This window comes from Planomonospora sp. ID82291, assembly GCF_015711645.1.
In the GTDB taxonomy this organism is placed as follows: Bacteria; Actinomycetota; Actinomycetes; order Streptosporangiales; family Streptosporangiaceae; genus Planomonospora.
Window position 1 is genome coordinate 1,650,673 of sequence record NZ_JABTEX010000001.1, and the last position, 20,193, is coordinate 1,670,865.

Genomic DNA, 20,193 nt, shown 5'->3' on the forward strand with positions numbered 1-20,193 from the left:
GATCACGACCGTGACAGGACGCCGGGGACACGGGCCGCGAGGGCGGGCAGCCCCGGGCCCTGGACCACCTGGCCACCGGGAGTGAAGGCGAGTGCCGGCTCGGCCTGGACCAGGCCCGACGGCCGGCGCGTCATCATGCATATCTCCGCCACCCGGCGACGGCCCCCGGCACGGTCGCGCACCAGATGGACGACGGCGTCCAGCGCCGCGGCGATCTGACTGTGGACCGCCTCCCGGCTGAGACCCGCGGCACAGGCGAGGGCCTCCAGCCGCGAGGGGACATCGGCCGCCGTGTTGGCGTGCAGCGTGCCGCAGCCTCCCTCGTGCCCGGTGTTCAGCGCGGCGAGGAGATCGACGACCTCCGCCCCGCGGACCTCGCCGACGACGAGGCGGTCGGGACGCATCCGCAGCGCCTGGCGGACCAGATCGCGCAGGCCGACGCCTCCGGCACCCTCGATGTTGGCCGGACGCGCCTCCAGCCGCACGACATGGGGGTGCGCGGGTCGCAGCTCCGCGGAGTCCTCGACCAGGAGCAGGCGGTCGCCGTGGTCCGCCAGCGAGAGCAGCGCCGACAGCAGGGTCGTCTTCCCCGTGCCGGTGCCGCCCGAGACCAGGAAGGCGAGCCGGGATTCGACCATCGCGGTGAGCACCGGGACGGCGTCAGGCCCGATCGTTCCCGCCTCGGCGAGGTCGGGGAGGGTGAACGTACGGCGCGGCGGGAGTCTCAGGGACAGGCAGGTGCCGCCGGGGGCCACCGGCGGCAGCACGGCGTGGAGCCGGACTCCGCCCGCCAGCCTGGCGTCCACGTAGGGGCAGGCGTCGTCGAGGCGGCGCCCCGCGGCCGACGCCAGCCGTTGCGCGAGCCTGCGGACCGCCTCCTCGTCGGGGAAGGCGACCGGGGTCCGGCGCAGACCGCCGCCGTCGTCGATCCAGACCTCGCGCGGGCCGTTCACCAGCACGTCGGTCACCTCCGGTTCGGCCAGCAGCGGCTCCAGCGGGCCGGCGCCGATCAGGTCCGCGCACAGGGCCCTGGCCACCGCCAGGATCTCGGCGTCGCCCAGCGTCGCCCGTTCGGCCCGGAGCGCCGCGGTGACGTGCGCGGCGCTGGGTTCTGCTCCGCTCCGTGCCAGTCGGATCCGGACCGCCTCGACCAGTTCGGGCGAAGCGGCGGACGGGACCCGGCTCACGCCCCGGCTCCGGCCGTACGGACCTCGGATGAGGCGTCCAGGGAGTCCAGGAACGTCCGGCAGAACCTGCCGAGGGCGGTCCGTCGGCCGATCGGCGGGCTCTCCCCCCGGTTCAGCGCGGTCATGAGGCGGGGCTGGTCGGGCAGGCTCCCGGCGCACGGCGTGCCGAGGGAGGCGGCGACCACCCCTTCCTCCAGGACTCCGCTCCGGACGACCGTCCGGATCTCCCCGGTGTGCCCGCGGATCCCCGTGAGCACCTGGGCCGCGGCGAGGACGCCGCGCACGTCCGCGCTGACGACCAGCAGCACGGTGACCGCCCGGCTCAGGGCCTCCACCGCGGCGGGGTCGGGGGCGCGTGGGAGGTCGACGACCACGAGGTCGAATCCTCGCTGACCCGCGTCGAGGACCGAGCGCATCGCCTCGGCCGGGATGGGCTCGGCCTCGCCCCGGTGGAAGGAGAGCAGGGTCAGATCGGAGAAGGTGGGCAGGGCGGCCTGGAGGGCGGTGAAGCTGACCCTGCCCTCTCTGGCGACCAGGTCGGACCAGCGGGCGCCCTCCGCCTCCTCCTCGCCGAGCAGCAGGTCGAGCCCACCGCCGAGCGGATCGGCGTCGACGAGGAGGGTCCGCCGGCGGCTGCGGGCCGAGGTCAGGGCGAGGCCGGCGGCGAGCACGCTGGCGCCGGCGCCCCCGCGCCCGCCGACGGCGCAGACGACCCGCCCGTCTCTCGTGGCGGGCTCCGCGACGTCGGCGAACTCGTCGGCCAGTCGCCGCTCGGCCGCGGGGAGTTCCAGCACGGCCTGCGCGCCGACCGCGACGCACTTGCGCCAGGTGTCGGGATCGCCGGGGTCGCGCGTGACCAGCATGACCCGGTGCCGGGGCGGCGGTCCGGTCGCCGCCATGGCGTCGGCCACGTCACTGCCGACGACGACCATCGGAGCGCGGCTCCAGTAGGGCCGGGCGTGCGCGGGCACATGCGCGACGTCGAGCTCCGCTCCGGCCGCCGCGGCGACGCGCAGCAGGTCGTCGAGCAGGTCGTGATCCTCGGTGATGACCAGCGGGCGGTCCACGATGCCTCCCTGGAAGATGGAAGACCCACCTTCCAGGGGAACCCGCCGACGCCGAACCGCCGGACTCCGTTCTGTGGACGACCGTCCGGCGGCCTCCGTCACCTGTGGACGACGCTCGGCCTCCGTCACCTGTGGACGACGCTCGGGAAAGACGGCCGCGGCCGGCGGCCGGAAAAGGGGCGACCCCCGCTGGGGGGGATAGCGGGGGTCGCCGAGCGGTCCGGCTCCGGGGGGGTAGAGCCGGTCCCGTTTCGGAGGAAAGCTTTCAGTAGCGGACCTGCCATGGCAAGGGAAGGGCACGATCGACCATGCGCATGGTCCCGGTCCGAAGGAGGACAACCGTATCGTGCCCCATGTGCTCGGGATCCGTCGAGAAGAAACTTCCGGTTTTCTCCGACCGCCTCCGCGCGGACCTCTCCGGCCATCCCCCGCAAAGCCCCGATAACGGGGCCGAAAACCCGTATACCCTGCCTTTATCGGCCATCCGGTGATCACAAGTAGTGATCATCACGGGAGCGGTGACCGCGTGCGCGCCGGGACTTCGCCCTCGCTGCACGGCCCGCCATGGACATTCGGGATAGTCCATCACGAACGTTACGGAATCTGTAAAGGTCTTGGTTTCAGGGGTTCCCATCAGCCGGAATCCGTCATACAAAGGTTTCACGGACCCAGTGTCCGCGCACGACCACCAGGTACCCACGCGCGACCAGCCGCGGGAGGCGCGCCGATGCGGGCTTGTCCCGTCTCGACGAATACAGGTGCACGCTTGGTAACCAGGTGAGGCGTGCCGGCGACGGCGCCCCGCCAAGGGGCGCCGTCCGCTTTTTCCTTCATTGTCCGTAACTCCGACGGCGGGCCCCTCCATGTCCAGGCCCTCGCGATCAGGCTCCTCCGTGCCCGGGCCTCCCACGGCGGTCCGCCGCACCGGCCCGCCAGGGTCAGCCCACCGCACCGGCCCCTCCACGGCCGCCCGCCGCACCGGCCCGCCAGGGTCAGCCCCGCTGCATGGCCTCACAGATCGCCGTGGCCTCGCGCACGCCGAGCACGACCGCCGCGGCGCAGTGCCGCACCCAGACCGTGATCCCGTCGGGGGTGCCGGTCAGATAGGCCCGCAGTCCCTCTCCGTAGGCGGGACCGAGCTCCAGATGGCCCAGTTCCACCGCGGCCAGCGACTTCGGGTCCAGCCCGAACTCCACCAGCGTCAGCCGCTCCGCCGCCCGCGCGACGATCCCGTCCGCCGTACCGAACGGCCGCAGCACGGCCAGCTCCGCGTGCACGATGGCGGCCAGCACCAGGGCGGGCGCCTTGGAGTCCGCCGTCACCAGGCCGACCAGCCCGTCCACCCGGGCCACCGTCGCCTCGGCCCCCGGTGCGGCGCCCACCCCGAGCGGATCCGGTGCCGCCTCGGCGGCCCGGGGCCGGCCGAGGTCCTCGGTGAGACCGGCCGCGGCCAGGGTGTGCAACCTGGCCAGGACCTGCCGCGGTGCCGTACGCCAGGTGCGGCCGAGCCCACCGAGTTCGGCGGAGACGCGCAGCGCGCCCTGGACGACGGGGTCGGCGGTCTCCGGGATCGCCTCCAGCGGGATGTCCGCCCCCTCCAGCGCGGCGGACGCGCGGGCTCCGCGCAGGGCCGAGCGGGCCGACACCTCCGGGCTCTTGCGCCGCAGCACACGGTGCCCGTAGAGCCGGTCCACGGCCTTGCGCACGTCGGCCACGGCCTCGGACACTCCCGGCAACTCGGCGATGACAGCCAATGGGTCGCTCACGGTTCCCGACCCTACCGGCCGGTCAACAAGCCGCCGACCCCACCCGTCACCCGTCACCCGTCACCCGTCACCCGTCACCCGTCACCCGTCACCCGTCACCCGTCACCCGGAATGGTCCCGCCGTTCCCGGGGAACGGTCCGGACCGTTCACCGAACATATGACGCCATCCGGCGCAGCACCCCGCCGGAGCCCGTGGAACGCCTCCCCTTCCGTTCCTAGTGTCGGGATGAACCGCTTCCCCGGACCCCTTATCCATCCTTGAACCCATACGGAGTTGGCCGTCCCCTATATCCGCTTGGTACGGACCTGTCTAGACCTCTTGTGGCGGACGGCTCCGTCCTGGTGAAGTGAGACCCGTCCGAAGCCGATGAGCAGTACGAGTAAGGAGTGCGTAGTGGCCCCGGAGACCCCTGGTTCCGAACCGCGTGAGCCGCAGGAGACGCTGTCGAACCTGCTGAGCGAGACCCGGCGGTTCGCTCCTCCTGCCGGACTGGCCGCGGCCGCGAACGTGACCGGACAGGCCTACACCGAGGCGGAGGCCGACCGGCTGGCGTTCTGGGAGAAGCAGGCCGAGCGACTGAGCTGGTCCAGGCGCTGGGACACCACGCTGGAGTGGAATCCGCCCTTCGCCAAGTGGTTCGTCGGCGGTGAGCTGAACGTCGCCTACAACTGCGTCGACCGCCACGTCGAGGCGGGACGCGGCGACAAGATCGCCTATCACTGGGAGGGCGAGCCGGAGGGGGACACCCGCACGATCACCTACGCCGACCTCCAGCGCGAGGTCGGCAGGGCGGCGAACGCCCTGACCGAGCTGGGCGTCGGCAAGGGCGACCGGGTCGCGATCTACATGCCGATGATCCCCGAGCTGCCGATCACGATGCTCGCCTGCGCCCGCATCGGCGCGATCCACTCCGTCGTCTTCGGCGGCTTCTCCGCCACCGCGCTCAGCGGCCGGATCAAGGACGCCGACGCCAAGATCGTGGTCACCGCCGACGGCGGATACCGCCGCGGCGCGCCCAGCGCCCTCAAGCCGACCGTGGACGAGGCGGTCAAGGAGTGCCCCGGCATCGAGCACGTGCTCGTGGTCCGCCGGACCGGACAGGAGGTGGACTGGACCGGCAGGGACGTCTGGTGGCACGACCTGGTCGAACGCCAGAGCGCCGAGCACGCCGCGGTCCCGCACGACGCCGAGCACCCGCTCTACATCCTCTACACCAGCGGCACCACCGGTAAGCCCAAGGGCATCCTGCACACCACCGGCGGCTACCTGACCCAGACCGCCTACACCCACCACGCGGTCTTCGACCTCAAGCCCGAGACCGACGTCTACTGGTGCACCGCCGACATCGGCTGGGTGACCGGCCACTCCTACATCGTGTACGGCCCGCTCGCCAACGGCGCGACCAGCGTCATCTACGAGGGCACCCCGGACACCCCGCACCGCGGCCGCTTCTGGGAGATCGTGCAGAAGTACGGGGTCACGATCCTCTACACCGCCCCGACCGCGATCCGCACGTTCATGAAGTGGGGCGACGACATCCCCGCCGCGTACGACATGTCGTCCCTGCGGATCCTGGGCAGCGTGGGCGAGCCGATCAACCCCGAGGCCTACGTCTGGTACCGCGAGCACATCGGCGCGGGCCGCACCCCCGTCGTGGACACCTGGTGGCAGACCGAGACGGGCGCCATCATGATCAGCCCGCTCCCCGGCGTGACCAGCGGCAAGCCCGGCGCCGCCATGCGCCCGCTGCCGGGCATCACCGCCGAGGTGGTCGACGACCAGGGCAACGCCGTCGGCAACGGCGGCGGCGGATACCTCGCCATCCGCGACCCGTGGCCGTCGATGCTCCGCACGATCTGGGGCGACGACCAGCGCTACATCGACACCTACTGGTCCCGTTTCGAGGGCGTGTACTTCGCGGGCGACGGCGCCAAGAAGGACGAGGACGGCGACATCTGGCTGCTGGGCCGCGTCGACGACGTCATGCTCGTCTCGGGTCACAACATCTCCACCACCGAGGTGGAGTCGGCCCTGGTCTCCCACCCGAAGGTCGCCGAGGCGGCCGTGGTCGGCGCGACCGATCCGGTGACCGGCCAGGCCATCGTCTCGTTCGTGATCCTGCGCGGCGGCGCCGAGGAGGGCGAGGACATCGCCGCCGAGCTCCGCGCCCACGTGGCCAGGACCCTCGGCCCGATCGCCAAGCCGCGGCAGATCCTGGTCGTCCCCGAGCTGCCGAAGACCCGTTCGGGCAAGATCATGCGGCGTCTGCTCCGCGACGTGGCGGAGAACCGCAGCGTCGGCGACGTCACCACCCTGGCCGACAGCACGGTGATGAACCTCATCTCCGAGAAGCTGCCCAGCGCCAAGAGCGAGGACTGACCTCCGGGACGGGTCCCCGCCATCGCGGGGACCCGTCCCGCAGCGGCGGGCGCGGCTCTCCGGGATCCCGCCCACCATGCCGTACGGAATTGTCGTAAATATCCGGCTCGCCACCTCCGTATAGGCTGGTGCCAGGAGTACCGGGAAGTCCGGTCGCCCGGAAAGGGACCAGGCCCTCCCCGAACGCGCTTCCCGAAAGACCCATGCACCGCACCCCCGAGAGCCCGCCGTTCCGGCCCGTCGTCCGCCGTGCCCGTCGACCGGCCGGGATCCTCGGAGCCGGACCGCCAGGGGACGGGGCCGCGGACGGCGCGATCCGCGACGTTCACGCGGCCGTCGCCGGGGTAGCACGCCGTCCGATGACCCGCACTGGCGGGACACGACCGCAGTGCCGATACTGGCCGGAATCGGGTTCACCGTGTCGCTGCCCACCGCCGGCCCGGCCTTCGGCGATGATCCGGAGAGGCCGGACACGGCGACCGCGGGCGTGCTCACGGCGGGCCTCGCCGCCTCGCTGCCGGCGGCGGCTCTGCCCGGGGTGCGCGTGCACAGACACCCCAACGCGCAGGATGATGATGGCATCGGCGCTCGATAGGAGATCGTTCATGACGCACAATCCGGCCACGGAGCCGCAGGAGGAGTCCCTGGGCTCGCTGGTCGCCGCGGCCAGCAGCCACATCTCCACCCTGGTCCGAGCCGAGATCGAACTGGCCAAGGCCGAGCTCAGGTTCGACGCCCGGCGCGTCGGCCTGGCGGCGGGGCTGTTCGCCGCCGCGGCGTTCATGGCCCACCTGTGCCTGATCCTCGCCTCCTTCGCCATCGCCTACGCGCTGGTGGGCGTGTTCGACTGGGCGGAGGGCTGGGCCTTCGCGGCCGTCACCCTCTTCTATCTGGTCGTGGCGGGCCTGCTGGTCTTCATCGGCGTCCGGCGGCTCAAGGGACTGACCGGGATGAAGCGGACGCTCCGCTCGCTCAGGACCATCAAGAGCGGTGAGAGCGAGCCCTCCGGCGCGTCCGCCGCCCCCATCTCCCCCTCCCCCTCCCCCTCCGCCGCGAGCCCCGGCGTCCAGCGAGAGTCGGTGAAACCGGACCAGTGAGCCGACCAGACGAGTCCGCGGTCCTCATCGAGGGCCCCTGGACCCACCGCTCCGTGCACGCCCGCGGTACCCGCTTCCACATCGTGGAGGCCGGCGAGGGCCCCCTGGTGCTGCTGCTGCACGGATTCCCCCAGTTCTGGTGGAGCTGGCGCCACCAGCTCGTCTCCCTGCCCGCCGCGGGTTACCGCGCCGTCGCCGTGGACCTGCGCGGTTACGGCGCCACCGACAAGCCACCGCGCGGCTACGACCTGCCCGCGCTGGCCGCCGACGCGACCGGGCTGGTCCGCGCGCTGGGCGAGACCGGTGCGACCGTCGTCGGCCACGACTGGGGCGGCCTGGTCGCCTGGACGATGGCCGCGCTCGACCCGAAGACGGTCCGGCGGCTGGTGGCGGTCTCGGCGCCCCATCCGCTGCGGCTGCGCTCCGCGCTGCGCTCCGACCCCTTCGGCCAGCTGCGGGCGAGCGCCCACGCGTTCGGCTTCCAGCTGCCGTTCCTGCCCGAGCGCCGGTTGACCGCCCACGGCGCCGCCCTGGTGGGCAGGCTGCTGGACGACTGGTCCGGGCCCACCTGGCCGGAGGAGGAGGTGGCGCGGACCTACCGCGAGGCCTTCGGCATCCTCAACGTCGCCCACTGCGCCCTGGAGTACCACCGCTGGTTCGCCCGTTCCCAGCTCCGCCCGGACGGGCTGCGGTACGCCAGAAGCATGCGGACCGGGATCGAGACCCCCACGCTGCACCTGCACGGCGCACTCGACCGGCGGATGCTGCCGCGCACCGCCCAGGGCTCCGGCCGCCACGTGGTCGCTCCCTACCGGTGGCGCCTGATGGAGGGCGCCGGACACTTCCCGCACGAGGAGCGGCCCGGGGAGTTCGACACCGAGCTGATCGACTGGCTGGCCGATCCGGAGCCCGACCGGTGAGCCCCCACGACCGTCCCCACTCCCATGCCCACGACGGCCCAGGACCGGTCGGCCCCCTCGGTCCCGGGCCGGAGACCCCCCGCGACGGCTCCGGACCGGAGACCCCCCGCGACGGCTCCGGGCCGGAGATCCCCCGCGACCGCGACCCCGACGGCCGGGCCCGCAACCAGCGGCCCCGCGACGCGTTCGGCCGCCCGCTGCCGCGCGGAGCCGAGGGCGTGGAGCGCGTCCCCGACGACTACGCGCCGGACGCGGCCGAAGCCCTCGCCGAAGCGCGCCGCCTGCTCGCCGAGAACCGGCCCTTCCACGCCCACGAGGTGCTGGAGGCCCGCTGGAAGACCGGCCCGGCGGACGAGCGCGAGCTCTGGCAGGGGTTGGCGCAGATCTGCGTCGGCCTCACCCACCTCCAGCGGGGCAACCGGCGCGGGGCCTCGGCGCTGCTCGCGCGCGGCGCCGCCCGGATCTCCGGGTACGGCCCGCCGTACCCGGAGATCGCCCGGACCGCCCTGGAGCTGGAGGGGTCGACCGGACCGGACCCGGCGGAGGCGATCGCCAGGATCAGGGCCCTGCTGTGAGGAGTCCGGCGGGATGCGGTGAGGAGCCTCGCGGAGACCAAGAAACCCGGCGGGATGCGGTGAGGAGCTCCGCGGAGACCAAGAAACCCGGCGGGATGCGGTGAGGAGCTCCGCGGAGGCCAAGAAACCCGCCGGGGGTCAGACATCCCTGGAGCTTGGATGTCAAGCGGCGAGGTCGTGGTTGCGGTGTGACCAGGCGGTCGCCCGGTCGTAGAGGGTGTGGTTCTTGAGGCAGCCGTGGAGGATGCCGACGAGGCGGTTGCCGACCTGGCGCAGGGCGGCGTTGTGGCTGACGTCGCGGGCTCTGATCTGGTCGTAGTAGGCGCGGGCGTCCACGTCGTGCAGGAGGGCGCAGGAGGCTTGCAGGTGCAGGGCGTCGACGAGCCGATCGTTGTGGACGAACCGGGCGTGAACGGTCCGCGTCTTACCGGACTGCCGGGTGACCGGCGAGGTACCGGCATAGTTCTTGCGTGCCTTCGCGCTGGCATAACGCCCGGGAGCGTCTCCGAACTCGGCGAGCACCCGGGCGCCGAGAACGACGCCGATGCCGGGCTGACTGAGGATGACCTCAGCGTCCGGGTGCCGGCCAAAATGCGCCTCGACCTCGTCTTCCAGGGTCTTGATCTCCGTGTTGAGGGTGGCGATGACCGCGGCCAGTGCCCGCACGGTCGAGGCGTAGGCAGCGGTGACCAGATCGGCCTGGCCCAGTTGCTCGGACCGCAGCACCTGCTTGATCGTCTCGGCCTTGGCCGGGATATCCCGCCGCCCCTTCAGCGCGGCAGCGATCTGGACGGCGGTGAGCTTCGCCGCTGTCGCCGGAGTGGGGGCCTTGACCAGGAGTTTCAGCGCAGCATCCGAGGTCAGGCCGAGGGGCTTGTAGGCCTCCAGAGCGGCGGGGAAGTAGTCCCGCAACGCCACCCGCAGCCGGAGCATGTGGCGGGTGCGTTCCCACAACAGCGTCTGATGGGCGCGGGTGACGACCTTGACCGCCTCGGCGACCTCGGAGTCGCCGGCGACCTCCCGCAGCTGGTTACGGCGGGTACGGATCATGTCGGCCAGCGCGTGCGCGTCGCCCTTGTCGCTCTTGGCCCCCGACGAGCCGAGGATCTCCCGGTGCCGGGCGGCCTGCTTGGGGTCCACCCCGAACACCCGGTATCCCGCCGCCCGCAGCGCCCGCACCCACGGGCCCCGATCGACCTCGATGCACACCAGCACCTGCGCCGGCTCGCCGTCCTCCGGCACGAACCGGCCCACCAGCTCGTGGAAGCGGGACATCCCGGCCATCCCCTCGGGCAACCGGACCCGCTTCAACACCCGGCCCTGCTCGTCCTGGACCTCCACATCGTGGTGATCCTCAGCCCAGTCATCTCCGACGAACAGCATTCGAACCTCCGTGATCGACACCGGTTTCAGCAGCCCGCAGGAGCCGGTCGGCGACCTAATGGACCAGTGCTCACCCCAACCCGCGGGGGGCACGACATCCCATCAGCGATCAAGACCCCTGACCACCGGCGAGGGCACGATCTGACCCTAGGACTCACGGTCCAGGAGGCGAGAGTGCTCACTCACCAGCGGCTACCAGGCATCGAGTCTGCCAGTGAGGCGGACCCGGTAGTTCCCATTAGGAGGATGGGCGGGACTCCGGCCCCGCGGTGAGGCCCGGCCGGGGGACCGCCGGGACCGGCCCGGCCGCGGGGCCGGCGGTCAGTGGTCGCACTCCTGGGTGTCCACCCGGTTGAGCAGCCGGGAGCCGTCCTCGGCGTCCGGGGCGACCTCGCCTGCGGTCAGGACGTAGCCCGTCTCCTGCTGGTCGAGGGCGGCGGCGAAGACGACGCCGTAGACCCGGCCGTCGGGGGTGAGCAGCGGCCCGCCGGAGTTGCCCTGGCGGACCAGGCCGCGGATCGCGTAGACGTCGCGGAAGACGCTGTGGCGCTCGTAGATGTCGGTGCCCTTGGCCTTGTGCCGCACCCGGATGCGGGCCTCGTTGGGGGTGAAGCCCTGCCCGTGCGGGAAGCCCGCGATGATCGCGTCGTCGCCCGACTCGACCTCGCCGGAGTGGAAGCGCAGGATCGGCAGGTCGAGCCCGGGGACGTGCAGGACCGCGATGTCCCTGTCGGGGTTGTAGAGCACGACCCTGGCCGGCCGCGAGTCCCCGCGGTAGTCGGTGATCTGCAGGTCCTGGTCGACCCCGGCGACCACGTGGGCATTGGTCATGATCTTGTTCTGGGCGTAGACGAACCCGGTGCCCTCGATGTGCTTGCGGCAGCTCGAGGCGACGCCCTGGACCTTGACGATGCTCCTGCGGGCCCGTTCCAGCCGCGGGTTGCCCTTCAGCACGCCCTGGTCGGGCGGCGCCACCTCGACGGAGAGGCCGCCCCCGATGCCGTCGAACACCTTGGGGAAGCCCGACTTGTCGATGAAATCCTTGATCGGGTTCTGGATGTCCTTGGCCGCCTGAGGCATCGCGTCGTCGACGGTGCCCAGCAGCAGCGACTTGTGCACCTGCTCGCTGATCAGCGTGAACTGGGACGAGGCGACCAGGCTGCCGATGAACCAGGTGCCGATCAGCACCGCCAGCGCGCTGGCGAACGTGCCGCCGACCGCGTCGACCACCTTGGCGGGCTCCCAGGTGACGTGGCTGCGGATCACCGCGCCGATCGTCGACGACGCGAACTGGCCGATGATGGCCGTGAGGAAGACGATCACGATGGCGAGCATCGCCTGCTCGGTGTCGCCGTCGACCACGGCGCCGGCGATCGGCGGAGCGATGAAGACGCCGAGCAGCAGCCCGCCGACGAACCCCACGAAGCTCATGGCCCCGATGATGAACCCCTGCCGGTATCCCGACACCGCGAAGGCCACCATCAGGGCGATCAGGACAAGGTCGAGGAGATCGCCGTTCACCCCTTTACGGTATCCAGCCACCGCCCCGCGCGCGTAGCCCTTCTCCGAGCTCCGTTGTGGCTATCGTTGCACTATGGCAACGATCGGGGGGCCGGTGTCCGTCGCATCACTGATCGAGACGGCGCTGGGAGATCCGGACCATGACGGTGCGATCCGCTGGCAGGCGATCACCCAGCTCCAGGAACGGGGCGATCTGGAGACCTTCACCGCGGCCCGGCGGCTGTGCGGGGGCGCCACCACCGCCGAGCGCATGCTCGGCGTCGACATCCTGGGACGGCTCGGCTTCACCGACCGGAGCCTGCCGGTCCTGCGCTTCCTCGCCGCCGGCGAGGACGACCCGATGGTGCTCTACTCGGTGCTGATCGCCTTCGGGCACCTGCGCGACCGCCGCGCGCTGCCCTCGGTGATCGAGCTGGCCGGGCATCCCGACGCCGGCGTCCGGTACGGCGCGGCCTACGCCCTGCCGAACATCGTGGGCAGCCCGCCCGACCCCGCCGGCCTGTCCGCGCTGCGCCGCCTGGCCCACGACTCCGACGAGGACGTGGCCGACTGGGCCTGCCTGGGGATGTCCCTGGTGAGCGGCGACGCGTAGGCGCCCCGCCACCGGCGCCCGGACGGCGCCCCGCAGACCCCACCCCGCGGACGGCGCCTTGAAGGCGGCGCCACCGGAGGGCACCACCGGAGGGCACCACCGGAGGGCGCCACCGGAGGGCACCGCCGGACGGCGCCACCGGGCCCCGGAGGCCTCACCCCCGGGAGGCGAGGTCCAGGACCTCGGGGGGCACGTCCTCGATGCGTGAGCGGTCCCACGGGCGCTCGAAGCCCGAGACGGAGAGCACCCCGTCGAGCACGCCCGCGGTGAACCCCCAGACCAGCAGCCCCCGCACCCGGAACGCCGGGCCGGCGTACCCGCTCGGATGGCTCAGGACCAGCCGGTTGGCCGGGTCGACCAGCTCGGCGACCGGCACCCGCTCCACCGTCTCCACCTCGTCGGGCGAGGCCGCGTGCACGGCGCTGGGCGTGTGCCACCAGCCGATCACCGGGGTCACCCGGTTGTCGCTGCGCCAGATGTACAGCTCGGGCATGGTCCCGACCACGTGCACGCCCGCCGGGTCCAGACCGGTCTCCTCCTCGGCCTCGCGCAGCGCGGCGGCGACCGGGCCGCCGTCCTCGGGGTCGACGCCGCCGCCGGGGAAGGCCGGCTGCCCCGCGTGCCGCCGCCCGCGCGAGCTGCGCTGGATCAGCAGCACGTCGGGACCGAGCGGCCCCTCGCCGAACAGCAGCAGCACCGCGGCCGGGCGCCCTCCCGACCCGGGCGGGCGCAACGCCGGCGGCACCGGCCTCTTTGCGGCCCGCTCCGCAAGCGTCACCAACCACTCGGGCACTTCCACCGCCACACCTCCGGTCTTCTGCAACACCTCGCCCCCGCCCGCGCTTCCCCGCCGCCGGCCCGGCGTTCCCGGCCCGCGGCGGGGCCGCTACGAAGAGGGACCGGGACGCACCAGTTTCGCGGCCTGCACGGGGTCCGTGGGGCCGGTGCCGTACGAGGGGCACAGGGCGGTCAGCGGGCACGCGCCGCAGGCGGGCCTGCGGGCGTGGCAGACGCGGCGGCCGTGCCAGATCAGGCGGTGGGAGGCCATCGTCCAGTCGCGCTTCGGGAGGAGCCCCGCGACGACGTGCTCGATCTTGACCGGGTCGGTCTCCGCGGTCCAGCCGAACCGGTGGACGAGCCGCTGGAAGTGGGTGTCGACGGTCAGACCCGGCACCCCGAAGGCGTTGCCCAGGACCACGTTGGCGGTCTTGCGCCCGACGCCGGGCAGGGCGACCAGGTCCTTGAGCCTGCCGGGGACCTCGCCGCCGTGCCGTTCGCACAGGACCTGGGCCATGCCGATGATGCTCGCGGTCTTGGCCCGGAAGAACCCGGTGGAGCGGATGATCTCCTCAAGCTCGGCCCGGTCCGCTCCGGCGTAGTCCTCAGCCGTTCGATACCTGGCGAAAAGCGTGGGAGTGACGAGGTTGACTCTTTTGTCGGTGCACTGGGCGGAGAGGATCGTCGCGACCAGCAGCTCCAGCGGACCGGTGAAGTCGAGCTCGCAGTGGGCGTCGGGGTAGGTCTCCGCCAGGATCCGGTCCGTTCGCCGGGCGCGGCGGACCAGCGCGAGCCGGGACTCGACCGCCGGGGGGTCTTCGCGAGGCACCCCGACAGCTTATGCGTCCGGGTCCCCGCCGAGGCTCGCGGTGCGATGAGTCACAATGGCTGTTGCGGACGCCGGGGCCCGGTCACGGGACGCCCGCGCCGACGACACCACATCAGCACCACATCAGCGCAGAGCCAGAGGACGACGTGAGGACACCAGGACGCGGGACGGACCGTCCGCCGGCGGCGTCACGCGGGCGCGGCGAGCGCGGGGACGAAGCGTGAAACCTCAACAAGGAGGCACCGTGAACACCGACGACGTGCTGGGCAGGGCCCCCCTGTTCTCCGCGCTCGACCGCGAGGGCGCCGCCGCCCTGCGCACCAGCGTCTCGGAGGTCCGGCTGTCCAAGGGCCAGACCCTCTTCAACGAGAACGAGACGGGTGACCGGCTCTACGTCGTCCTCGAAGGCAAGATCAAGCTGTCCAGGACCGCTCCCGACGGCCGGGAGAACCTGCTCAGCGTGCTCGGCCCGGGGGAGATGTTCGGCGAGCTGTCGCTGTTCGACCCCCGCCCGCGTACGGCCTCCGCCATCGCGCTGACCGACGTCCGCCTGGCCGGACTCGGCCACGACGACCTGCGCCCCTGGCTGACCGGCCGTCCCGAGGTCGCCCTGCACCTGCTGCGCGCCCTGGCCCAGCGGCTGCGCCGGACCAACGACGTCCTGGCCGACCTGGTCTTCACGGACGTGCCCGGCCGGGTCGCCAAGGCCCTGCTCGACCTCGCCGACCGCTTCGGCCAGAAGGTCGACGACGGGGTCCGGGTCCACCACGACCTCACCCAGGAGGAGCTGGCCCAGCTGGTCGGCGCCTCACGGGAGACGGTGAACAAGGCCCTGGCCGACTTCGCCCAGCGCGGCTGGCTGCGCATCGAGGCCAAGGCCGTGGTCATCATGGACATCGAGCGGCTGCACAACCGCTCGCGTTAGCCGCGCGCCGGGCGGCGCGGTCAGGCCCCGCCGAGATAGTCCAGCTGGGCCCGGACCGACATCTCGGCCGCGGGCCAGAGCGAGCGGTCCACGTCCGCGTAGACGATCGCGACGATCTCCGCGGGCGTGGCCGCGCCGCTCTCCCGCGCGGCCCGGATCTGGTCCAGGCGCCGCCTGCGGTGCGCGACGTAGCCGTCCAGCGCGGCGATCGGGTCCGGCAGCACCGGCCCGTGCCCGGGGAGCAGCGCCTCGGCCCCGACCTGCTCGGCGGTGGCGCGGAGCCGGTCCAGCGAGCGGAGGTAGTCGGCCAGGTCGCCGTCGGGGGCGATCACGGTCGTCCCCCGGCCCAGCACGGTGTCCCCGGTCAGCACCGCCCGGTCCGCCGGCAGCCAGAAGCAGAGCGAGTCCGCGGAGTGGCCGGGCGTGCCCAGCACGCGCAGCTCCAGGTCGCCCAGACCGATCACGTCGCCGTCCTCGAGCCCCTCGTCGCCCAGCCGGTGCCGCGGGTCCAGCGCTCGCACCGGGGCGCCCGTCAGCCCGGCGAGGCCGCGCGCGCCGCCGCTGTGGTCGTGGTGACCGTGGGTGAGCAGGATCGCGGCCACCCTGCGGTCCCGCAGGTGCGCCGCCACCCGGGTGAGATGCGCCTCGTCGTCCGGTCCCGGATCGACGACCAGCACCTCCTCGCCCCGGCCGATCACCCAGGTGTTGGTGCCGTCCAGGGTCATGGGGGACGGGTTGGGGGCCAGCAGGTTGACCGCGTGCTCCGTACCGGCCCCGTCGGGCCCCTCCAGCGGTATCCGCAGGCCGCTCATGCGATCTCCTCCGACCGCCCGACGCCCGCACGACCCGACGCCCGGCACCTCCCGGCTCGTCCGCGCCGCCCGACGCCCGCACGACCCGACGCCCGGCACCCCCCGGCTCGTCCGCGCCGCCCGCTCACGCCGGGCCGAACCGGTAGTCGTCGTCGAGCACGAGGCGCACCTCGCCGCCCACCTCCACGACCCGCGGCATCACGGTGACGATCTCCCGCTCGACCGCGAGCACGTCGGCGACCTTCTCGTAGGCGGCCAGCTCGCTCAGCGTGCGGCGGGTGGGCGGCATCAGGAAGATCTCCCCCCTGTCCGCCTGTCCGATCGCCTCGCCGGGCCGTACCCAGGCGACCTGGTCGGCCTCGCCGCCGACGTCGCGGGTGCGCTGGCCGGGCGGGAGCGCGGCGACGAAGAACCGGGTGTCGTAGCGCCGGCTCTCGATCTCCGGCGTGATCCAGTGCGCCCAGGGACGGAGCAGGTCGGCGCGGAGGACCAGGCCGCGGCGGCCGAGGACGTCGGCGAGGGACAGGGTCCGGCCGATCAGCGCGAGCCGGTCGGCCTCCCAGTCGTCTCCCGTGGTGTCGTCCACGACGGAGTGCGGCGAGGAGCCGGCCAGCAGCACGCCCGACTCCTCGAAGGTCTCCCGGACCGCGGCGCAGACGAGGCCCCGCGCGGTCTTCTCGTCCGCGCGGAAGACCCGGCCCCACGCGGCGGGCGGGGGCCCGGCCCAGGCGACCGCCTGGTCGGCGTCGCGCGGGTCCACCGAGCCGCCGGGGAAGACGTAGGCCCCGGCGGCGAAGGCCATGCTCGCCTTGCGCCGGAGCAGGTAGACCTCGGGACCCTCGCGCAGGACGACCACGGTGGCGGCGTCCCGGGCCGGGACGGGATCGGCCCGCCCGGCCAGGATGTCGCGCGCGCGCTCACCGAGCTCCCCGGGAAGCGGAATCCCACCCATGACTGAACCTTTCGCCCGAACCAACCCGAACATCACTCGGTTTCCAGGTCCATCATGTGGCACGGCTCACATCCCGGGCAATCGCCGCACCCTCCGGCGGTCGCCGCACCCTCCGGCGGTCGCCGTAGCCTCCGGCGGTCGCCGCACCCTCCGGCGGTCGCCGTAGCCTCCGGCGCTCACCGCCTCCCGGGCGGCCGCCCCTCTCCGGCCGCCTTCAGGCGTCAGCGGACCCCGGCCCTCGGCCGTCAGCGGACCTCGGCGATCAGCTCGACCTCGACCGGCGCGTCCAGCGGGAGGACGGCGACGCCGACCGCGCTGCGGGCGTGCACCCCGGCCTCGCCGAAGACCTCGCCCAGCAGCTCACTGGCGCCGTTGACCACCTGCGGCTGGCCGGTGAAGTCCGGAGCGCTGGCCACGAACCCGACGACCTTCACGATCCGGACCACGTTCGACAGGCCGCCGGCCGCCGACGCGACCGCCGCCAGGGCGTTGAGCGCGCAGATCCGGGCCATCTCCCGGCCCTCCTCCGCGCTCACCTCGGCGCCGACCTTGCCGGTCGCCGCCAGCCTGCCGTCCACCATCGGGACCTGGCCCGAGGTGTAGACGTGGTCGCCCGACCGGACGGCCGGGACGTAGGCCGCCAGCGGCGGCACGACCTCGGGCAGCTTCAGCCCGAGCGCGGCCAGCTTCTCCTCGGGGGACACCGCGCCTACTCCTTCGGGCGCTTGAGGTAGGCCACCAGCTGCTCGGGGTTCGGCCCCGGCACGACCTGGACGAGCTCCCAGCCGTCCTGGCCCCAGTTGTCGAGAATCTGCTTGGTCGCGTGGACCAGCAGCGGAACAGTCGAGTACTCCCACTTCGTCATGCGAGACACCCTAGCGAGCCCGCCCCCGCCGGACGCCCCCGCCGGACGCCTCCGGCGCGGCCCGTACGGCCCGGTCACCGCGGAAGGGCAGGAAAGGGCAGGAAAGGGCGCGGAAGGGATGTGAATCGCATCCCAAACCGCGGTCCGCGCGAGTCCTCAAGTAACCGTTGGGTAGCCTTCGAACTGTGAAAGCGCGCGACACCGACTGGGATGGGGTACGGCTTCACGTCGTCACCGGCAAGGGCGGCACCGGGAAGACCACGGTCGCCGCCGCGCTCGCCCTCGCGCTCGCCGCGGGCGGCCGGAAGGTTCTGCTGGTCGAGGTCGAGGGGCGCCAGGGCATCGCGCAGATCTTCGATCTGCCGCCGCTGCCGTACGAGGAGCGGAAGATCGCCGTCGCCCCGGGGGGCGGCGACGTGTACGCGCTGGCCATCGACCCCGAAGAGGCCATGCTCGACTACCTGGAGATGTTCTACGGCATGCGCCGGGCGGGCCGGGCGCTGAGCAAGCTGGGCATCGTCGACTTCGCCACCACCATCGCCCCCGGCTTCCGCGACGTCCTCGTCACCGGCAAGACGACCGAGGCCGTGCGGCGCAGGGACAAGAACGGCCGGCGGGTCTACGACGCGGTGGTGCTGGACGCCCCGCCGACCGGCCGGATCGTCCGCTTCCTGAACGTCACCAACGAGGTCGCGGGACTGGCCAGGATGGGCCCGATCAAGAACCACGCCGACCTGGTGAACGGCGTCGTCGCCTCGCCCGAGACCGCGGTGCACTTCGTCACCCTCCTGGAGGAGATGCCCGTCCAGGAGACCATCGACGGACTGGCCGAGCTGCGCGCGGCGGGCCTGCCGCCCGGCGGCGTCTTCACCAACATGGTCAGGAGCTCGCTGCTGCCCGCGGAGGCCGTCGAGGCGGCCTCCGCGGGCCGGTTCGACCCGGACGAGCTGGCGCTGGGCCTCAAGGCGGCCGGGCTGGCCGACGGGGCCGACGCCGCCGCCGTGGCCTCGGCCCTCGCCGAGGAGATCGTCGAGCACGCCCGCCGTACCGAGCTGGAGCGCCAGGAGCGGGCCTCGCTCGACGCCTCCGGCCGGCCCCGCTACGAGCTGCCGCTGCTGCCGGACGGCGTGGACCTCGCCGGGCTGTACGAGCTGGCCGAATCGATCCGCACCCAGGGAGCAGCATGAACGAGCGGACCGGAGGGCATCGCGACGCCCCCGTGCTCGACCTCGACGCGATCGTCGACGACCGCAACACCCGGATCATCGTCTGCTGCGGCTCCGGCGGCGTGGGCAAGACCACCACCGCGGCGGCCCTGGGGCTGCGCGCCGCCGAGCGCGGGCGCAGCGCCGTGGTCCTCACCGTGGACCCGGCGCGGCGGCTGGCCCAGTCGATGGGCCTGACCGAGCTCGACAACACGCCCCGGCCCGTCGCGGGCGTGGACGGCGAGGGCGAGCTGCACGCCATGATGCTCGACATGAAGCGGACCTTCGACGAGATCATCGAGGCGCACGCCGACCCCGAGCGGGCCCGGCAGATCCTGACGAACCCCTTCTACCAGTCCCTGTCGTCCAGCTTCTCCGGCACGCAGGAGTACATGGCGATGGAGAAACTCGGCCAGCTCCGCCGGTCGGGCGACTGGGACCTGATCATCGTGGACACCCCGCCCTCCCGCTCCGCCCTGGACTTCCTGGACGCGCCGGAACGGCTCGGCCGCTTCCTCGACGGGCGGCTCATCCGCCTGCTGACCGCCCCGGCGAAGGTCGGCGGGCGCAGCGCCTTCAAGTTGTTCAACGCCGGTTTCGGGTTCGTCGCCGGGACCCTGACCAAGCTGCTGGGCGCGCAGGTGCTCAAGGACCTGCAGACGTTCGTCTCCGCCCTGGACGCCGTCTTCGGCGGGTTCCGGGCGCGCGCCGACCAGACCTACCGGCTGCTGCAGGCCCCCGGGACCGCGTTCGTGGTCGTCGCCGCGCCCGAGCGGGACGCGATGCGCGAGGCCTCGTACTTCGTGGAGCGGCTCGCCGAGGAGCGCATGCCGCTGGCCGGGCTCGTGGTCAACCGGGTCCACCGCTCACCCGTCTCCGGGCTGTCGGCGGCCCGGAGCAGCGCGGCGGCCGAGGACCTGGAGGCGCGGGGCGAGCACGAGCTGACCGCGGCGGTGCTGCGGCTGCACGCCGACCGCATGCAGCTGGCCGCCCGGGAGCACCGCGAGCAGGAGCACTTCGTCTCCGCCCACCCCACGGTGCCGATCGTCCAGGTCCCCGCGATGCCCACGGACGTGCACGACCTGGAGGGTCTGCGCGAGGTGGGCGCGCTGCTGGCCGGGCGGTGGCGCCCGGCGGCCTGACGCGGACCCGCCCGGACCGCCCGGGCCTCGACGGACCGCCCGGGCCTCGGCACGGGAGCCGGACCCGTGACGCGGCTCCCCGGACCTCGGCGCCGACGCGCCGTTCCACACCGCAGGCAGGCGGACACGGAACGGCGCGCGGACGACAGGGGTACGGCCGGCGGGCGGCGCGGCCGTACGGGGTCGAAATCATGCCG

At 73.1% G+C, this 20,193-nt stretch carries 19 protein-coding genes and 1 pseudogene; 9 read left to right on the plus strand and 11 right to left on the minus strand.

Going from position 1 to position 20,193, the window contains the following annotated elements:
* Positions 1-2: 2 nt before the first annotated feature.
* From HS045_RS07260 to HS045_RS07270, 3 genes are all read right to left on the minus strand, one after another.
* Positions 3-1,187, minus strand: a complete 1,185-nt coding sequence (locus tag HS045_RS07260) for a TadA family conjugal transfer-associated ATPase (RefSeq protein ID WP_196450352.1) — start codon at positions 1,185-1,187, stop codon at positions 3-5.
* Positions 1,184-2,254 carry a septum site-determining protein Ssd gene (gene ssd / locus HS045_RS07265; RefSeq protein ID WP_196450353.1) on the minus strand — a complete coding sequence of 357 codons (1,071 nt, stop codon included), beginning with the start codon at positions 2,252-2,254 and terminating at the stop codon, positions 1,184-1,186. Before ssd ends, HS045_RS07260 begins: the two co-directional genes overlap by 4 nt.
* Positions 2,255-3,246: 992 nt before the next feature.
* Positions 3,247-4,020: an oxidoreductase gene (locus tag HS045_RS07270; protein WP_196450354.1), complete on the minus strand. Its 774-nt coding sequence runs from the start codon at positions 4,018-4,020 to the stop codon at positions 3,247-3,249.
* 395 nt (positions 4,021-4,415) lie between these two features.
* Between HS045_RS07270 and acs the strand changes: the two genes are divergently transcribed.
* The 5 genes and pseudogenes from acs (at position 4,416) to HS045_RS07295 (ending at position 8,993) form a co-directional block, all read left to right on the plus strand.
* Positions 4,416-6,401 (plus strand): acetate--CoA ligase, encoded by a 1,986-nt coding sequence (gene acs / locus HS045_RS07275; protein ID WP_196450355.1) that lies wholly within the window; start codon positions 4,416-4,418, stop codon positions 6,399-6,401.
* 373 nt (positions 6,402-6,774) lie between these two features.
* Positions 6,775-6,996: pseudogene (locus HS045_RS36395) on the plus strand (Na+/H+ antiporter NhaA); the annotation flags it as partial.
* Positions 6,997-7,006: 10 nt separating this feature from the next.
* The gene (locus HS045_RS07285) at positions 7,007-7,498 is read left to right on the plus strand and encodes a phage holin family protein (protein WP_196450357.1); all 492 of its coding nucleotides are present in this window, start codon (positions 7,007-7,009) and stop codon (positions 7,496-7,498) included.
* Positions 7,495-8,418, plus strand: a complete 924-nt coding sequence (locus HS045_RS07290) for an alpha/beta fold hydrolase (protein WP_196450358.1) — start codon at positions 7,495-7,497, stop codon at positions 8,416-8,418. The genes HS045_RS07285 and HS045_RS07290 overlap by 4 nt, the downstream gene beginning before the upstream one ends.
* Complete coding sequence (locus tag HS045_RS07295; RefSeq protein ID WP_374191362.1) at positions 8,415-8,993, plus strand: DUF309 domain-containing protein; 579 nt, start codon at positions 8,415-8,417, stop codon at positions 8,991-8,993. Before HS045_RS07290 ends, HS045_RS07295 begins: the two co-directional genes overlap by 4 nt.
* Before the next feature lie 162 nt (positions 8,994-9,155).
* Here HS045_RS07295 and HS045_RS07300 read toward each other — a convergent pair whose 3' ends face one another.
* Together HS045_RS07300 and HS045_RS07305 are read right to left on the minus strand one after the other, a co-directional pair.
* Positions 9,156-10,376 carry an IS110 family transposase gene (locus tag HS045_RS07300; RefSeq protein WP_196450359.1) on the minus strand — a complete coding sequence of 407 codons (1,221 nt, stop codon included), beginning with the start codon at positions 10,374-10,376 and terminating at the stop codon, positions 9,156-9,158.
* A gap of 321 nt (positions 10,377-10,697) precedes the next feature.
* Entirely contained in the window at positions 10,698-11,897 is a 1,200-nt protein-coding gene (locus HS045_RS07305) for a MarP family serine protease (protein ID WP_196450360.1), read from the minus strand.
* 73 nt (positions 11,898-11,970) lie between these two features.
* On the opposite strand from HS045_RS07305, the gene HS045_RS07310 reads away from it, so the two are divergent.
* Positions 11,971-12,489: a HEAT repeat domain-containing protein gene (locus HS045_RS07310; protein WP_196450361.1), complete on the plus strand. Its 519-nt coding sequence runs from the start codon at positions 11,971-11,973 to the stop codon at positions 12,487-12,489.
* Positions 12,490-12,643: 154 nt separating this feature from the next.
* Here HS045_RS07310 and HS045_RS07315 read toward each other — a convergent pair whose 3' ends face one another.
* Positions 12,644-13,288 (minus strand): CoA pyrophosphatase, encoded by a 645-nt coding sequence (locus tag HS045_RS07315; protein ID WP_196450362.1) that lies wholly within the window; start codon positions 13,286-13,288, stop codon positions 12,644-12,646.
* 87 nt (positions 13,289-13,375) lie between these two features.
* Entirely contained in the window at positions 13,376-14,095 is a 720-nt protein-coding gene (gene nth, locus HS045_RS07320) for an endonuclease III (protein ID WP_196450363.1), read from the minus strand.
* Positions 14,096-14,339: 244 nt separating this feature from the next.
* On the opposite strand from nth, the gene HS045_RS07325 reads away from it, so the two are divergent.
* The gene (locus tag HS045_RS07325) at positions 14,340-15,020 is read left to right on the plus strand and encodes a Crp/Fnr family transcriptional regulator (RefSeq protein ID WP_196450364.1); all 681 of its coding nucleotides are present in this window, start codon (positions 14,340-14,342) and stop codon (positions 15,018-15,020) included.
* A 20-nt stretch (positions 15,021-15,040) separates the two neighbouring features.
* On the opposite strand, the gene HS045_RS07330 is transcribed toward HS045_RS07325, so the two are convergent.
* The 4 genes from HS045_RS07330 to HS045_RS07345 form a co-directional block, all read right to left on the minus strand.
* Complete coding sequence (locus HS045_RS07330) at positions 15,041-15,832, minus strand: MBL fold metallo-hydrolase (RefSeq protein WP_196450365.1); 792 nt, start codon at positions 15,830-15,832, stop codon at positions 15,041-15,043.
* Between the two features lie 124 nt (positions 15,833-15,956).
* Entirely contained in the window at positions 15,957-16,784 is an 828-nt protein-coding gene (locus HS045_RS07335) for an NUDIX domain-containing protein (RefSeq protein WP_196450366.1), read from the minus strand.
* 245 nt (positions 16,785-17,029) lie between these two features.
* Complete coding sequence (locus HS045_RS07340; protein WP_196450367.1) at positions 17,030-17,488, minus strand: RidA family protein; 459 nt, start codon at positions 17,486-17,488, stop codon at positions 17,030-17,032.
* A 5-nt stretch (positions 17,489-17,493) separates the two neighbouring features.
* Positions 17,494-17,649: a DUF4177 domain-containing protein gene (locus HS045_RS07345; RefSeq protein ID WP_141703503.1), complete on the minus strand. Its 156-nt coding sequence runs from the start codon at positions 17,647-17,649 to the stop codon at positions 17,494-17,496.
* A 185-nt stretch (positions 17,650-17,834) separates the two neighbouring features.
* Between HS045_RS07345 and HS045_RS07350 the strand changes: the two genes are divergently transcribed.
* Together HS045_RS07350 and HS045_RS07355 are read left to right on the plus strand one after the other, a co-directional pair.
* Positions 17,835-18,836, plus strand: a complete 1,002-nt coding sequence (locus HS045_RS07350; protein ID WP_196450368.1) for an ArsA-related P-loop ATPase — start codon at positions 17,835-17,837, stop codon at positions 18,834-18,836.
* A complete protein-coding gene (locus HS045_RS07355; RefSeq protein ID WP_196450369.1) occupies positions 18,833-19,996 on the plus strand; it encodes an ArsA family ATPase in 1,164 nt (387 codons plus the stop codon). Before HS045_RS07350 ends, HS045_RS07355 begins: the two co-directional genes overlap by 4 nt.
* Positions 19,997-20,193: the final 197 nt, after the last annotated feature.

What these genes read in the sequence shown, in the direction of transcription:
- HS045_RS07285 (WP_196450357.1), top strand. Translation starts at nt 7,007, where the DNA reads ATGACGCACAATCCGGCCACGGAGCCGCAGGAGGAGTCCCTGGGCTCG.
- HS045_RS07300 (WP_196450359.1), bottom strand. Translation starts at nt 10,376, where the DNA reads ATGCTGTTCGTCGGAGATGACTGGGCTGAGGATCACCACGATGTGGAG.
- HS045_RS07310 (WP_196450361.1), top strand. Translation starts at nt 11,971, where the DNA reads ATGGCAACGATCGGGGGGCCGGTGTCCGTCGCATCACTGATCGAGACG.
- HS045_RS07330 (WP_196450365.1), bottom strand. Translation starts at nt 15,832, where the DNA reads ATGAGCGGCCTGCGGATACCGCTGGAGGGGCCCGACGGGGCCGGTACG.
- HS045_RS07335 (WP_196450366.1), bottom strand. Translation starts at nt 16,784, where the DNA reads ATGGGTGGGATTCCGCTTCCCGGGGAGCTCGGTGAGCGCGCGCGCGAC.
- HS045_RS07345 (WP_141703503.1), bottom strand. Translation starts at nt 17,649, where the DNA reads ATGACGAAGTGGGAGTACTCGACTGTTCCGCTGCTGGTCCACGCGACC.
- HS045_RS07355 (WP_196450369.1), top strand. Translation starts at nt 18,833, where the DNA reads ATGAACGAGCGGACCGGAGGGCATCGCGACGCCCCCGTGCTCGACCTC.